Here is a 14,319-nt window from a genome sequence, read left to right as displayed (position 1 = left end):
CTACTCGGGGCTTTATGCCGTAACCGGCCATCAGTCGTTTTATGGCCTGTTACGCCGGCGTAAACCTGTTGTCTAAGTTCTGATAAATGTCCGCTTATGGCCCCTTAGCTGCCGTTCAGATTGAACAAGGATTCCAATGAAATTTAATCATATAGGCATACCAACACTAGAAAAATTTGATGGTGAAATTGATTTGCCTCATTTAAAAATGACGGTATCTGATCATGAAAACAATCCCTTTGGTATTCAGTGGCAAAGGTACTGGAAAGATGCACCTTATCCAGAGCTTGTTAAATCTGTGCCTCATGTTGCTTTTGAAGTAAGTGATTTAGACAATGCATTAAAAGGGCAAAAGATAATCATTCAACCAAATTCACCCAGTGACGGTTTAACAGTTGCGTTCATAGAAGTTAATGGAGCACCAGTAGAATTAATGCAGTATGACAAAAACACATAACAAGCAAAGGCAGCATTGCCCTTCGGGCTTTACGAGCTAACGCGCGCCGCTCTTTGGGCGTTAACAAGTGTCCGCTATTGGCCCCAGAGCGGACACTGGATTCCCGCCTTCGCGGGAATGACAGGAATTGGTCCAGGGCTGCCGCTACTTGATCGAGATGCATGATTCTGTGCCTATTCGGACCTCACAAAAACGGCCCGCTGGCATTCAACAGGCCTTCCGGTATCTGATAGCGGAACTAGAAAAGGCGCCCATAGGGCGCCTTTTTCTGGCGCCGAAAACTATTCCGGTTCAACGAAGTCGGTAACCTCAAGGTTAAAGCCGGAGAGGGCGTTAAAATGCACCGGGGCCGACAGCAGTTTCATTTTGCCGACACCCAGGCGTTTGAGGATTTGTGAGCCGGTACCGATGACGCGATAGTTCTGCTGGCCGCTGGTATCGGCAGGGCCGGTTACGCTGGGCGGCTCCGGGAACTGCACAACCTCAGCCAGTGCCTGCTCGGGGCTCTGTTCCTGGCCAATGAGAACTACAACACCGCAGCCGGCTTTAGCCACATGCGCCATAGCTCGACGGTAAGACCACCCGGGCCTGCTGTCGGCGATGGTGGTGCCGAGTACGTCACGCAGGGTGTTCACCGTTTGTACCCGCACCGGCACCTCGGCGTCTTCGCTGATCTCTCCGCAGGTGAGGGCGTAGTGCACGGTGTCGTCGATCAGGTCGAGGAAGGTGTGCAGCTCGAATTCGCCAAACTCTGTCGTGATGGTTTTGGTGTTACGCAGCTCGATAGACTGCTCGTGCAGGGCGCGGTATTCGATGAGGTCGGCAATCGTACCCATTTTCAGGCCGTGTTTCTCGGCGAATACCTCAAGTTCCGGGCGGCGGGCCATGGTGCCGTCTTCGTTCATGATTTCGACAATTAGTGCAGCTGGCTCGAAGCCTGCCATGCGGGCGAGGTCTACACCGGCTTCGGTGTGGCCCGCGCGGCGCAGTACACCGCCTGGCTTGGCGACCAGCGGGAAGATATGCCCGGGTTGGATAATGTCCATGGGCTTGGCACCGGGAGCTACTGCTGTCAGGGCGGTGTGCGCACGTTGCACGGAACTGATGCCGGGGCCTTTTTTCTCGGCCGCGTCGATGGATACCGTGAAGTTGGTTTCGTGCTGGGAGCGATTGTCCCGCACCATGAGTGGCAGTTGCAGCTGACGCGCGCGTTCTTCGGTAATCGGCATGCAGATGAGTCCACAGGCTTCGCTGGAGAAGAACGTAATCATCTCCGGGGTTGCTGCCTCGGCGGCGATAATCAGGTCGCCTTCATTTTCGCGATCTTCGTCATCCATCAGGATGACCATCTTGCCGGCGCGGATGTCGTCCAGAATGTCAGGTACGCTGGAAAGGGCCATGCTTATTCCTCAATCAATTCAATGGCGACAGCGGTAGCTTCGCCGCCGCCAATACACAGAGCGGCAACGCCGCGTTTTTTGCCGAGTTTTTTCAGGGCGTACATCAGGCTCACCAGAATGCGCGAACCGGTTGAGCCAATGGGGTGGCCCTGGGCGCAGGCACCGCCGTGGATGTTGACCTTGGCGTGATCCAGACCGAGGTCTTCCATGGCGAGCATGGTGACCATGGCAAACGCCTCGTTGATCTCAAAGAGATCTACATCTTCGACGGACCAACCCGTTTTTTGCAGCAGCTTCTGGATAGCGCCGATGGGTGCAATGGTAAATTCACCGGGTGCCTGGCTGTGGCGTGCATGGGCGACCATTCGGGCCAGGGGCTGGAGGCCACGCTCCCCGGCGACAGCTGCAGACATCATTACCAGGGCGCTGGCGCCATCGGAAATAGAGCTGGCGTTGGCCGCAGTGATGGTGCCGTCTTTGGCAAAGGCGGGACGCAGGTTGGGGATCTTGTCGACAGCCGCCTTGTGCGGTTGCTCGTCGTCTTCCACCACGGTTTCGCCGCGGCGGGACTTTACCGTCACCGGTGCGATTTCTGCCTTGAGGGAACCGTCGTCAATAGCCGCCTTGGCGCGGCTGAGGGATTCCACGGCGAAAGCATCCATTTGCTCTCGGGTGATGCCGCGTTCATCGGCAGTCTCCTGGGCAAAGCTACCCATGGCACGTCCGGTATAAGCGTCTTCGAGGCCGTCGAGAAACATGTGGTCGAACAGCTGGGTATGGCCGGTGCGCAGGCCGCCGCGGCTGCCGGTGGGCAACATGTGCGGTGCATTCGACATGCTCTCCATGCCGCCAGCAACCACCACGCTGTTGGTGCCAGCCACAATACTGTCGTAGCCGAAGATAGCGGCCTGCATGCCGCTGCCGCAGGCCTTGTTTACGGTCACGGCGCCGGCCGATACTGGAATGTCTGCGCCAATTGCTGTCTGGCGGGCAGGGCACTGCTTGAGCCCAGCGGGCAGTACGCAGCCCATGAACACCTCATCTACCGCGTCGCCGCCAATGCCGCTTTTGGCGAGGGCAGCGCGCACGGCGGTGCTGGCCAGTTCGGGCGCGGGTACGCTGCTGAGGCTGCCCTGTAGGCCGCCCATGGGCGTGCGGGCACCGTCGACGATGACTACTGTTTCTTCAGACATATCTGGATCCATTGGCGCTGGGCCGGGATGGCTGGGAAAAGGGCGCTAATTTAGCCACAAGCGCCCGTTTTACTCAAGGCACACCCGGGGTGAAAAGCTTGCCCCGTACGGCCTCGCGGTACTTTGCCGGGGTCATGCCTACCCTGCGTTTGAACAGTGCTCCAAAGTGGCTGGCGTCGTTGATACCGACTTGCCAAGCCACCTCGTTGGCCGGCAGGTTGCTGTGTCTGAGGAGTTCACGGGCGCGGCTGATACGCAGGTTCTGAACCCACTCCCGGGGGCTGCTGCCGCTGGCCTGATGAAAACGCCGGTTGAGGCTGCGCTCGCTGATGCCCAGTTGCGCGGCGATGTCGGCAAGCCTTGGCGGATTGCTCAGCTGGCTGCGAATCATGTCCTGGGCCTCGGCCACCAGTTCGTCGTGGTGACTGCTGTCTGAGCCGGTCTGATATGCCGCAGCGCGAAACGGACGGCGGATCTCTGGTGAGAACTGGCTTTCCACAGCCCGGGCAATGCCTTCACCGTACCACTCTTCAATCAGGTGGACGGCCAGGTCGGCGATGGAGTTCACGCTGCCCACGCAGAAGATATTGTCGCTTTGCGTGATCAGGTGGCGGCTCTTGAACGCCACCTTGGGATAGCGGCGGGCGAACTCCTGGCGGTAGTTCCAGTGTGTGGTGGCCGGGCGGCCGTCGAGCAAACCCGCTTCGGCCAGCATGCAGGCGCCGGTGCCAACGCCACACAGACGGGTGCCGGCCTTGGCCAGGTCGCGCAACTGCGGTAGCCAGGGGCGGGCGGCAGCCACAATGGGTTGCGGGTTGCGCCAGATCGCCGGAATGATGAGCAGGTCCAGGTCGTTTAGCTCATCATAGCTAATGTCCGGCGCCAGGGTCAGTCCGCCTAGCAGTGACACCGGGCGCAGGTCGGGAGCGGCCAATATCGAAGTCACCGCGAAAGATTGCCTGGATTCCACCCGGGCCAGTTGCGCAGCGGCCTGCAAAATTTCCAGGGGCAGGGTGATACTGGTAGCCAGGGCCTGTGGGTATAGCAGTGCGCCTATACGATACATGAGCGTCTTCTGTGTGCCGAAAGCGCATATTATGTGGCAGATATGCCATATCTGCTAGTCTGTGTGCTCCCTACACTGTCTGATAACAACTCATCGCAGTAGAGAGGAATAACAGGAATGTCGAAACAGCGGTTGCCCGTGATTGTCAGCTTTGGTGGTATCAATGGTGCTGGGAGAGCATCCGGACATCACGGCGTCGCTCGCATGGCTTATGAAGCCCTGCCAGAGCAGACTCAACAGAGCACGCTGGCCTCGCTGGCCAGTATGATGGCCCTTGACGGTGCTGCGGGCAATGAACAGTACATTCTCGATCACACTCTCATCCGCAAGATCGAGGGCCAGCATTTCGACGTTGATGCCGTGTTGTGGAACCAGCGGTTTCCCACCGAGAGCAACGGTCATCCGGTGAACTTCGATATTGAAACCCGCCATCTGCCCGACGCCATTCCGCCCAGCTGGAAAGTAACGCCCACGTCTGTCACTCACGTGAATGTGAATATCCGCGGTCACCAGGAATTCCTATTGCCCACCGCGCGGGATTTTGAGGTAAAGGCGGCCGGCCAGTTGCCCACGGGCTATGAGCCGGGAACGCTGTACCCCTCGCGCAGCCATCCCCGTGGCCTGCAGATGACCGTGTGCGCAGCCTCTGATGCGCTAGGTAACCTCGGCCTCAACTGGGAGGATTTGCAGCGCAAGGTGCCCGCTGACCAGATCAGCGTGTATGCCGGCAGTGCCATGGGGCAGCTCGACAGTGCCGGCGCCGGCGGTATGCTCAAAGCCCGCTACAATGGTAAACGCGTCACCTCCAAATACTGCCCCTTAAGCCTCGCCGAAATGCCCTCGGATTTTATCAATGCCTATATACTCGGCACCATGGGTGCCACCGGGGCGACCCTCGGTGCCTGTGCGTCATTCCTGTACAACATGCGTATGGGGATTGCCGATATTCGCGCCGGTCGCGCGCGAGTGGCATTTATTGGTTCTGCCGAAGCACCGATTAATGCCGAGGTGATGGAAGGCTATGCCGCGATGGGCGCGCTGGCGACGGACAAAGAACTGCGCGCGCTGGATGGTCTGGCTTCGGACTCCGCTCCCGATCATCGCCGCGCGTGTCGGCCGTTTGCTGAAAACTGTGGCTTTACCATTGCCGAATCCGCGCAGATGATTGTGCTGTTCGACGATGAGCTGGCAATGGAGTTGGGTGCCACCGTGTTCGGTGCCGCCACCGATGTCTTCGTCAACGCGGATGGCTACAAGAAGTCGATCTCCGGCCCTGGTGTGGGTAACTACATTACCATGGCAAAAGCGACGGCTGCGGCCCGGGCAATTGTCGGTGAGAACGCACTACGCACCGGCGGCATTGTGCAGGCTCACGGCACCGGCACGCCGCAAAACCGCACCAGTGAGTCTGAAATTCTCTCGCGCGTAGCTGAGGCCTTTGGCATTGAGCAATGGCCTGTTGCGGCTCTTAAGAGTTATCTGGGCCACTCTCTCGGCGCCGCCTCCGGTGACCAGGTCACATCGACACTCGGCATGTGGCATCACGGCATTATCCCGGGCATTAACACCATTGATGGCATTGCCGACGATGTGGCGCAGGACCATCTCGCTTTTAGTCGGGCGCATCGCGAATTCGACGCTTCCGAGGCGGCCTATGCAGTGATCAACTCCAAAGGCTTCGGCGGGAACAACGCCTCGGCGACCATGCTCAGTCCAAGCACCGTTCGCAATATGCTCAAGGCCCGCTATTCCAAGGCGCAATGGCAGGCCTACGAGGCGGCTAACGAGGTGGTGCGTGAAACCCAGCAGGGCTATGATGCGGGTATGACGAACGGCACCATTGATCCCGTATATCGTTTCGATCATGGGGTGTTGCAGGATGGTGATGTTGAACTGGATGGCTCCCGCATCGTGGTGGGTGGATACGAGGTCAGCCTTGATCTCGAATCACCCTATGAGGACATGACCCTATGAAACGTTGGATTTATTCATTAGCCGCCACTGTATGCTTTGCGGCAAATGCGATGGCGCAGGTGGAGTACGACGGTACGCCCGATACTGTGCTCGAGAGTGCGGCGGCCGACTGTAGCGGCTTCCAACAGGGGCAGTTCAGTGTCGGGGAGAAGGCGGTGCAGCGCTTTGCGCTGGGAGATGATGAAGCGACCTTCATCGATGCCTTGCACTTCTCCTGTACCTCCGCCGCGTCTATGTGGGGTGGTACCGGCGGTACCACTTTGTGGGTGGTGGTGGACAACACGGTTTATCGGTTTCTGGCCCGGGGTTGGCAATTGGTGGACACGCAGTCGGTGCCGGTCTTGCTGTTGCGAATTCACCCTTCTGAATGTGGTGCAGGCCTGAAGTCCTGTTATCGCGCCTATGCCTGGGACGAGGGTTTCTCCACCGTTCGCTGAACCTCAGCGCTAGCTTTTGGACATTAATCGCTAGAGCTTGCGCGCGATATACATGCCATAGGTGAAGTCGGCGCTGTGTTCGTTGTACATGGCGATCTCCGCCTGATTGTCAGCGACGATGCTATGCGCATCGTCATTATCCGGGTGGCGGGCTAGAAAGGGTGCAAACTGTTCAGCGAGAGGCGCGTAGTAGTGCTCTGTCCAGGCCGCCTGCGGAAGCAGAAAGTGTGCAATAGGGCTGTAGCCGGCATTTTCCAACACCTGAATTTTACTGCTTGCGGTGCCAACCTCGGGATAGGCCTGTTCCCAGTATTCGCGCAGTGTCGCCGGTGGGTTGGCGTGACACCAGGTAATTTCTGATACAACCAATAAACCGCCGGGTTTGAGGAAGCGTCGCCAGCTGTTCACGCCGCTGGCAAAGCCGATGTTGTAAATTGCGCCCTCTGAAAAGATCAGGTCGAGGCTGTTGTCGACAAAGGGCAGAGCGTCCATGGAGCCGCACACGGTTTGAATGCGCTTATCCAGCCCTGCCTCTTGGGCCTGTAACTCCAGGCGTGCCAGAAACCGCGGCAGGAAGTCTACGGCGGTAATGTCAGCATTCAGTGCCCGCGCTAGCGCCAGAGTGGATGTGCCGGTGCCGCAGCCAATATCGGCTACCTGCAGCGCTTGTTCAGGGTCTAAGTCACACAGTGCAAGTGCACGATTGAGCACTGCCGGGCTGCCGGGTCCCTGGCGTGGGATGGCGGCAAACAGGTCTTCAAGTAGCTGCAGGTAATCCATAATCGTCGCTAGAGCAGGGCGGTGATCACACCATAGAAGAGGATCAGAAAGCCGCCGATCTCAGCGCCAATCAATGTCCACATAAACACGCGTACTGCGCCTGATGCGCGATGCACCTGATTGTCAGTTTCGCCTTTAAAACCCTGCAGAATGTACGTGAGAATGGCGATACCAAAATAGATCACCAGTAACGCCGTCGCCACCAGTTCGAGGGTGGCGCCAAGCTGGCTGATATTGACGAATGCGGCGATCAGGACGCAGGCAAACGCATACATGAGCGAAGCGCGGTGCGCTGTGTCGACATAGAAGTGAGCCTGCCCCGTTTCACTGTCGACCATCTGCACATACTTCCAGACGCCACAGAGCAGGGCAGTGAGAAAAAACGTCCCGGCACTGATCACGGCGAGAGAGTAGGCGTTCATGGCATGTCCTTGGGTTGGTGTGTGTATCCTAGCGGCTTCTGCGCCGCGTGCCACCTAGTTTGTACTTGCGCACCATGCCGCGCAGTTGGTCGTAGCTCAAGCCCAGCGCCTCGGCGGTACGACGCTGGTTGCCCTCGTTATCTGCCAGGGCTTTGGCCAACAGGTCGCGCTCGATCGTGTCCATGCGCGCGCCGAAGTCCTGATCACCTTCACTTGATGTTGCGGGCGCGGTTGCTTCAGGTGTCTCCGAATCCGCGTCCTGATAGGGCGAACGAAAGGGGTCGATCACGACTTGGCCGACGGCTTCGTCGGGATTGCCCCAGCGGTAAAGTGAGCGTTCAACGACGTTCTTGAGTTCGCGCACGTTGCCTGGCCATTGGTGCGCCAGCAGTTGCTGCATGGCCGCTTCGGAAAAACCGGGAAAAAGCTCCCAGCCCAGCTCGGCACTCATACCAAAAGCAAAATGCTCTGCCAGTTCCGCAATGTCCTCGCGGCGATGGCGCAGGGCGGGCAGGTGCACTACGTCAAAGCTCAGTCGGTCCAGCAGGTCTGCCCGAAACTCCCCTCGCTCGGCCATGGCAGGAAGGTCGGCATTGGTAGCCGCGACAACGCGAACGTCGACCCGCAGGGTTTGCTGGCCACCGAGGCGCTCAAACTCACCGTACTCCACCAGGCGCAGGAGCTTTTCCTGCAGGCGCAGTGACATGGTGCCCAGTTCGTCGAGAAACAAGGTGCCCCCGTCGGCACGTTCAAAGCGGCCCTGGTGAGTTTTGGTGGCACCGGTAAAGGCGCCGGGTTCGTGGCCAAACAGTTCGGACTCCAGCAGCGCGTCAGCGATCGCTGCGCAGTTGGTCTTTAGCAGCGGGGCGTCCCAGCGGGCGGAGAGGAAGTGCAAGCGGTCTGCAGCCAGCTCTTTACCGGTGCCGCGCTCGCCGATGACCAGCACCGGCCGATTGATTGGTGCGAGTACCGATACCCGGTCCAAGGCGGCCGCGAGGGCTGCTGAATTGCCAATCATACTTTCCTGAGGTCTTTGCATAGGTTAAATATACCTTATGTGTAGGTAAATAGAACCCTATTAAAAGGTCAAAATAGCCTTATTTAGAGTGTAGGGATGACCATTAAATATAATAAATCCAATAAAAACAGAGAGATACGAATTCTGGCACGGATTCTGTAATACCTGCTCCGCAATACAAAAAATCGCCATTTAACTTAGGGAACAGGCAAATGAACAAATGGGGTGAAAGGTTTGTGATCTATACCGCACTGGCAGTGCTGTGTGGCATGACGGCCGCTTTCGCCGGAACCGCGGCAGCCTTGTGGAGCTTTCTTCAGGTGCTGGCGGTGATTGAACTGATTTATTGGATTGCCCAGCCAGCGACGAAGTCGCAGGCCAAGGGCTGAGAGTTACTTAAGCAGGAGACGTAGCAATGGGCATATTTTCCCGTATGACAGACATTATTAATTCCAACCTGAACTCGCTGTTGGACCAGGCGGAGGATCCGGAAAAGATGATCCGCCTGATTATCCAGGAGATGGAGGATACGCTGGTAGAGGTTCGTTCTTCTTCAGCCCGGGTCCTCGCGGATCGCAAGGCAGCGGCGCGCCGTCTCGAGCAGGTTCAGGCAGAGGCCGCCAGCTGGGAAGAGAAGGCCAAGCTGGCCATCAGCAAGGGGCGTGAAGACCTTGCCCGTGCAGCACTGCAGGAGAAGCACGCTATCGAGGACGAAGTGGCCACTGTTGAGGCCGAGCTGAAAGCCACTGACGAGCACATCGATCAATTGAATCAGGAAGTGGCGCAGCTGCAGCAGAAATTGTCTGATGCCAAGGCCAAGCAGAAAGCCCTGGCCATGCGCACCAAAACTGTGGAGTCTCGCATCAAGGTGAAGCGCCAGATGCATCGCGATGCACTCGACAGCGCTTTCGCCCGCTTCGAAGGCTTCGAGCGTCGCATGGACAACCTCGAGAGCCAGCTCGAGTCGATGGACATTGGCCGCGATGTGCCCCCGGACCTGGCCGCCGAGATTGATGCGCTGGCCGAAGACGACCGCATTAACGACGAGCTGAGCCGTCTGAAGTCCGAAATCGGTGGCGGCAGCAAGGACTAATCGCCACCGCGGATTTGGCTCGACATCCTAACAATGGCAGCATGGGCGTATGAAGCCCGGCCCAAGGAAATGATTAATGGAATTTTGGCAATTCATGTTCGTCCCCACCATCTTATTTATGGTGATCGTGGCGCCCGTCTGGATCAGCATGCACTACCGCAGTGTTAATCGGTCGGCGAAGGGATTGTCCGCAGAGGACAGGGAAACAGTTGAACAGATGCTGGAGACAGTGGACAAGTTAACGGACCGCATCGAGACCCTCGAACGCCTGCTGGACGCCGACCACGGCGGTTGGCGGCAGCCGAGCGGTCAAGAGCAGCACCGGGAGGTAAACTCATGAGTCGTAGATACGATGATCGACGTGGAGGCCGCGGCCATCACGCCAGGAAGTTTTACAGTAACAAGCGCGGCGGCTGGGGCATGGGCCTGTACCGCAATACCCGCGACGGCAAAGTCGCCGGTGTTTGTGCCGGGCTAGCGGATCACTGGGATATCGCCCACTGGGTGATGCGGATGATCTGGATTGGCGGATTCATCTTCACGGGTACGCTGGCGCTGTGGATATATCTGGCCGCCTGGGTGTTGCTTTCACCGCGGCCAACCCGACGCAGCAATGACAGCTATAGCTGGCAAGAGCCTGACTATGACGAGGTCGAGGTGGAGATGGAATACGATGAGCGCTACCACGATTACCGGCCGCGCAAAGTGTTTCGTTACTCTGAATCCAGCAGTGTACGATTGAATCGCGCCAGGGAACGGCTCGACGCCGCCTTGCGCCGCGTCGAAGACATGGAGTCCTATGTGACGTCGCGCAAATTCAAACTCAACCGCGAGTTTTCCAACCTGTAGCGTTTTTAGCTGAACATATCTATCTGGGCGCAATTGCGCCCTTTTTTCTGTGGTGGTGTGAACAAATCTGTTCTGCCGCGGCAGCGTTCTCCGTCCCGTACGCCTGCTTTTTTGCAGGCGATTCTGAAGCGCTGCGACAACAGGTCCGCGTAGGTCCCCTGGCCGCGCATACGGTGGCCGAAGCGGCTGTCGTAATCCTTGCCGCTGCGACATTGCCGCAGGAGTGAAATGATGCGCGCCGCTTTCAGGGGTAGTGTTCATGGAGCCATTCGTAGAACAAATCCCTGACTTCGAACGGGAGTCGCAACAGCATATAGGCTGCGCTGGAAGCACCTGCCTCTGCGCTGGCGGCAACAATGCGTTCCATTTCTGCGTCGTTGAGTCCAGGGATCATCGGGCTGGCCAGCAGCGTCACCGGTATGCCAGCTTCGCTCAGTGATGCGATTGTGCGCAGCCGCGCGTGGTCAGAGGTAGCGCGCGGTTCCAGAGTGCGCTTGAGATCGTCATCGAGTGTGGTAATGCTCACTGCTACTGAGGCAAGACCTTCTGCGGCCATTGGCGCCAGAATGTCGATGTCTCGAGTAACCAGGGCGCCTTTGGTAATAATGCTGACAGGGTGGCGCGTCTCCCACAGTACCTGCAGGATGTCACGGGTGATACTTAGCTGTTTCTCCACCGGTTGGTAGGGATCGGTGTTGGCCCCCAGGGTAATGCCCCGGCATTGATAACCCGGCTTGGCCAGTTCATTGTTCAGAACCTCTGCCGCGTTTTGTTTGTAACTCAGGCGCGTTTCAAAATCGAGCCCCGGCGAGAGATCGTGGTAGGCGTGTGTGGGCCGGGCGTAGCAATAGATGCAGCCATGCTCGCAGCCCTGGTACGGATTGATCGATTGCTCGAACGGAATATCAGGCGAAGTGTTGCGCGAGATAATCGAGCTGGCCTGGACTGCGCGGCATTCGGTGACCGGGCTGGGGCCCTCAATGCCATCCTCCCACAGTGTCGTCAGCCGCTGGAAGCGAGGCGGGTGATTACTGGCAGTGCCGCGACCTGACAGGACGCTCTTCTGGCTGGCGATGATGCGTGGTTTGGGCGACATGGCTCACCTATGCTGTATATAAGTACAGTATAATGCCCCCTTGGGCCCGGGCAAGGTTTCTATTAGTCTGCATAGAGCTCACAGGGGAGGGCGCATGGAACAGGACTCAACATTACAACACTCTGTTTTAGGCAGCATGGTGCTGCCGCTGGCGCAGGCGATGCGGCGCATTGGTATGTCGCCATTGGAGGTGATGGAGCGCGTGGGTCTGGATAGCGCCAAGCTGGCCAACCCTGACTGGCGTATCCCCCAGCGCGAATTCAATGCGCTATTAGCGGCCTGTGTTGAAGAGAGTGAAGATGAGGCCTTTGGCCTGGTGGCTGCCGAGCAGTTGCAGGCGCAGGTACTTCACGGTCTTGGTCTGGCCTGGCTCGCCAGTGATTCGATTCTCGACGGGCTCAAGCGGTTGGTGCGCTTCGGCAAGTTGCTGACGACCGCATCCAATATGAAGCTCTCCGAAGACGGTGACTATATTCGCCTGGAGTTTGGCCCCATTCCGCTCAGCGATAATTATCATCCTGCGGTGCGCGACTTTGGTGTCGGTATCGTAGCGCGCATGTGTCATCTTTCGCTGGGCGATTTTATTCCGCCTGCCTCGGTGCAGTTGGAGCGTCCGCGCCCCGCCAACCCTGAGCGCTGGGAGTCGTTACTGAGCACGCATGTAGAGTTCGATGCGCCGCACACCAGCGTAGCCTGGTACAAGTCAGACATACTCGAGCCCCTGGTGACGGGAGATCCCGCATTGGCCCGGGTGAACGATGAGCAGGCCCAGGCTTATCTCGATGGTTTTCTGGCCCATTCCATATCGCGCGACGTGGTCGACAAAATCGTACAGCACCTTCCCGATGGGCCGCCAAGCCAGCAGCAGATTGCCGATGCTATGCACGTGAGTAATCGAACGCTACAGCGCAAGTTGAAGGAAGAGGGCACCAGCTTCATGGATCTGCTGCAGGACACGCGTCTGCAGCTGGCCCAGAAATATCTCAGCACGCCCAATCGTTCGGTTGTTGAGACGGCTTACCTGTTGGGCTTTTCAGAGCCAAGCACGTTCTCGCGCGCATTCAAGCGCTGGACAGGCACGGCCCCCGCCGACTTCAGAGCCTCAGTACAGCCGCGCGCTTAATGACGCGGCTCGCCATGCTATTGGCGTGGCGGGCCATGCTCTGCGTGCGTTCGGCGACGTATCGTGTTCATGTCAACAAACAGGAGGTTGGCATGAATCCGATTGTTGTAATAACCGACAAAGTCATGCGCATGATGAAAGCCATGGTGTACATGGCGGTGCGCTTTACGTATGCGGCGGGTGCTACCACTAGCGATATTGCCGCTTTCCTCGCCCAGTGGACGCCCAATGGCGCTGAAACCTATCACGCGGGTGTCGTCGAGCGGGTGCTGGTCGATTTGCAGCACGACGGTCTCGTCTATCGGGTCGATGATAGTTGGTATCCCGTGATCTCTTCCTAACCTCGCTAACCTGGTCTGCAGCTGCCTTCATTTTGGTTCTGCAGGCGCCGCGATAATTATCGCTTTATTGATCTGGGCCACTGTTCACCAGGCCCCAAAGCCCCATAATCTCTCAGGCAAAACAACAATGAGATTATTCGATGGCAAAACTTCTGATCGTCGCCGACCTCGAAGGTAAAGGCATTGCTACTTCACGCGGCCTGAATATCGCTGCACGCACGGGTATGGACAGCGAAGTGGTCGCATTTGTATATGCGCCCCTCAAAGCCTTGCAACTGGCAACGGCAGAGCGGGCCAAAATCAAGGCTCAGCTGATTGAAAACCGTCGCGAAGAAGTTCAGACCGAAATCGACAAGCGTGTTGCCAATGGGCAAAAAGTAAAGCTGCGTGTGGTCTGGGAGAAAGATGTCGCGAGCTGGGTCGCTGCACGTTGTGAAGGCAGCCGTTACGACATGATGATTAAAACCGGGCGACGTCCCGAGACCATTGCTCACACTTCCACTGACTGGCAGCTTCTGCGTGAATGTTCGGTGCCGGTGCTGATTCTGGCGGAGAAAAAGTGGTCGCGCACCAAGCCGGTGCTTGCGGCGCTGCACCTGGATACCAAGATCCCGGCCAAGAAAAAGCTCAATGAGGAAATCCTGCGCAGGGCAAAGCAGCTGGCATCGGCCATGGATACCACGGTTGAAATTGTCAGTGCGATTGAGATTCCGGTGCTGCTGGCTGATCTCGACCTGATTGATCCCGGCACCTATGTGGCCGACGCCAAGAAAGCTATGGCGCCTCACATCAAGGCCCTGGCGGCGCAGTTCGATATCCCCCAAAAGCAATTTACGGTGAAGAGGGGCCGGTCGAGAAGGTCATCGCCAGCCAGGCGGCCGCCACACGCGCTCAGCTGGTCATCATGGGTACCGTCGGTCGCCAAGGCGTGAAGGCGCGGCTGTTGGGCAATACCGCAGAGAAAGTTTTGCGCCATCTCAAGACCGATGTCCTGGCTATCAAGCCCTGACTGATGATTTTTTGAGCGAATAATTTGCTATTTGGCCAGAGCGGACTACTTTTTAGTTAGC

The 14,319-nt window shown here is 57.8% G+C and carries 18 protein-coding genes; 11 read left to right on the top strand and 7 right to left on the bottom strand.

What is annotated here, in order from left to right; all coding sequences use genetic code 11:
• The first annotated feature begins 136 nt into the window (after positions 1 to 136).
• Positions 137 to 457 carry a VOC family protein gene (locus BST95_RS13205; protein ID WP_082849838.1) on the top strand — a complete coding sequence of 107 codons (321 nt, stop codon included), beginning with the start codon at positions 137 to 139 and terminating at the stop codon, positions 455 to 457.
• A gap of 281 nt (positions 458 to 738) precedes the next feature.
• Here BST95_RS13205 and ribB read toward each other — a convergent pair whose 3' ends face one another.
• The 3 genes from ribB to BST95_RS13190 form a co-directional block, all read right to left on the bottom strand.
• Positions 739 to 1,857, bottom strand: a complete 1,119-nt coding sequence (gene ribB / locus BST95_RS13200) for a 3,4-dihydroxy-2-butanone-4-phosphate synthase (RefSeq protein ID WP_084200078.1) — start codon at positions 1,855 to 1,857, stop codon at positions 739 to 741.
• Between the two features lie 2 nt (positions 1,858 to 1,859).
• Positions 1,860 to 3,050: an acetyl-CoA C-acyltransferase gene (locus tag BST95_RS13195; RefSeq protein ID WP_084201170.1), complete on the bottom strand. Its 1,191-nt coding sequence runs from the start codon at positions 3,048 to 3,050 to the stop codon at positions 1,860 to 1,862.
• 73 nt (positions 3,051 to 3,123) lie between these two features.
• The gene (locus BST95_RS13190; protein ID WP_084200076.1) at positions 3,124 to 4,116 is read right to left on the bottom strand and encodes a GlxA family transcriptional regulator; all 993 of its coding nucleotides are present in this window, start codon (positions 4,114 to 4,116) and stop codon (positions 3,124 to 3,126) included.
• Positions 4,117 to 4,233: 117 nt separating this feature from the next.
• Here BST95_RS13190 and BST95_RS13185 point away from each other — a divergent pair, with 117 nt between their 5' ends.
• Positions 4,234 to 6,090, top strand: a complete 1,857-nt coding sequence (locus tag BST95_RS13185) for a beta-ketoacyl synthase (RefSeq protein ID WP_084200074.1) — start codon at positions 4,234 to 4,236, stop codon at positions 6,088 to 6,090.
• Positions 6,087 to 6,527, top strand: coding sequence for a hypothetical protein (locus BST95_RS13180; RefSeq protein ID WP_146004162.1), 441 nt, complete (start codon positions 6,087 to 6,089; stop codon positions 6,525 to 6,527). Before BST95_RS13185 ends, BST95_RS13180 begins: the two co-directional genes overlap by 4 nt.
• Positions 6,528 to 6,557: 30 nt before the next feature.
• On the opposite strand, the gene BST95_RS13175 is transcribed toward BST95_RS13180, so the two are convergent.
• Genes BST95_RS13175 through pspF form a run of 3 tightly spaced genes read right to left on the bottom strand, consistent with a single transcriptional unit; the run spans position 6,558 to position 8,747 of the window.
• Entirely contained in the window at positions 6,558 to 7,307 is a 750-nt protein-coding gene (locus tag BST95_RS13175; RefSeq protein ID WP_084200070.1) for a class I SAM-dependent methyltransferase, read from the bottom strand.
• Between the two features lie 8 nt (positions 7,308 to 7,315).
• On the bottom strand, positions 7,316 to 7,729 hold the full coding sequence (locus BST95_RS13170; RefSeq protein ID WP_084200069.1) for a hypothetical protein: 414 nt from the start codon (positions 7,727 to 7,729) through the stop codon (positions 7,316 to 7,318).
• A gap of 28 nt (positions 7,730 to 7,757) precedes the next feature.
• A complete protein-coding gene (pspF, locus tag BST95_RS13165; RefSeq protein WP_229801866.1) occupies positions 7,758 to 8,747 on the bottom strand; it encodes a phage shock protein operon transcriptional activator in 990 nt (329 codons plus the stop codon).
• A gap of 212 nt (positions 8,748 to 8,959) precedes the next feature.
• Between pspF and BST95_RS19765 the strand changes: the two genes are divergently transcribed.
• The 4 genes from BST95_RS19765 (at position 8,960) to BST95_RS13150 (ending at position 10,689) form a co-directional block, all read left to right on the top strand.
• Complete coding sequence (locus tag BST95_RS19765; protein WP_157114488.1) at positions 8,960 to 9,136, top strand: hypothetical protein; 177 nt, start codon at positions 8,960 to 8,962, stop codon at positions 9,134 to 9,136.
• Positions 9,137 to 9,162: 26 nt separating this feature from the next.
• Positions 9,163 to 9,840: a phage shock protein PspA gene (pspA, locus tag BST95_RS13160; RefSeq protein WP_084200064.1), complete on the top strand. Its 678-nt coding sequence runs from the start codon at positions 9,163 to 9,165 to the stop codon at positions 9,838 to 9,840.
• 76 nt (positions 9,841 to 9,916) lie between these two features.
• Entirely contained in the window at positions 9,917 to 10,180 is a 264-nt protein-coding gene (pspB, locus tag BST95_RS13155; RefSeq protein WP_084200062.1) for an envelope stress response membrane protein PspB, read from the top strand.
• A complete protein-coding gene (locus BST95_RS13150) occupies positions 10,177 to 10,689 on the top strand; it encodes a PspC domain-containing protein (RefSeq protein ID WP_066056476.1) in 513 nt (170 codons plus the stop codon). Before pspB ends, BST95_RS13150 begins: the two co-directional genes overlap by 4 nt.
• Positions 10,690 to 10,933: 244 nt before the next feature.
• Here the strand turns inward: BST95_RS13150 and BST95_RS13145 are convergent, their stop codons facing one another.
• Positions 10,934 to 11,785 (bottom strand): PA0069 family radical SAM protein, encoded by an 852-nt coding sequence (locus BST95_RS13145; protein ID WP_205737273.1) that lies wholly within the window; start codon positions 11,783 to 11,785, stop codon positions 10,934 to 10,936.
• 94 nt (positions 11,786 to 11,879) lie between these two features.
• Here BST95_RS13145 and BST95_RS13140 point away from each other — a divergent pair, with 94 nt between their 5' ends.
• The 4 genes from BST95_RS13140 (at position 11,880) to BST95_RS21410 (ending at position 14,258) form a co-directional block, all read left to right on the top strand.
• Complete coding sequence (locus BST95_RS13140; RefSeq protein ID WP_084200060.1) at positions 11,880 to 12,908, top strand: AraC family transcriptional regulator; 1,029 nt, start codon at positions 11,880 to 11,882, stop codon at positions 12,906 to 12,908.
• A 92-nt stretch (positions 12,909 to 13,000) separates the two neighbouring features.
• Positions 13,001 to 13,249 carry a hypothetical protein gene (locus BST95_RS13135; protein WP_146004163.1) on the top strand — a complete coding sequence of 83 codons (249 nt, stop codon included), beginning with the start codon at positions 13,001 to 13,003 and terminating at the stop codon, positions 13,247 to 13,249.
• A gap of 140 nt (positions 13,250 to 13,389) precedes the next feature.
• Positions 13,390 to 14,181, top strand: coding sequence for a universal stress protein (locus tag BST95_RS20615; RefSeq protein ID WP_240500194.1), 792 nt, complete (start codon positions 13,390 to 13,392; stop codon positions 14,179 to 14,181).
• Positions 14,112 to 14,258, top strand: a complete 147-nt coding sequence (locus tag BST95_RS21410) for a universal stress protein (RefSeq protein WP_420866362.1) — start codon at positions 14,112 to 14,114, stop codon at positions 14,256 to 14,258. Before BST95_RS20615 ends, BST95_RS21410 begins: the two co-directional genes overlap by 70 nt.
• Positions 14,259 to 14,319 lie beyond the last annotated feature (61 nt).

The organism is Halioglobus japonicus (assembly GCF_001983995.1).
GTDB classification, from domain to species: domain Bacteria; phylum Pseudomonadota; class Gammaproteobacteria; order Pseudomonadales; family Halieaceae; genus Halioglobus; species Halioglobus japonicus.
This window is presented reverse-complemented; position numbering and strand designations above follow the sequence as displayed.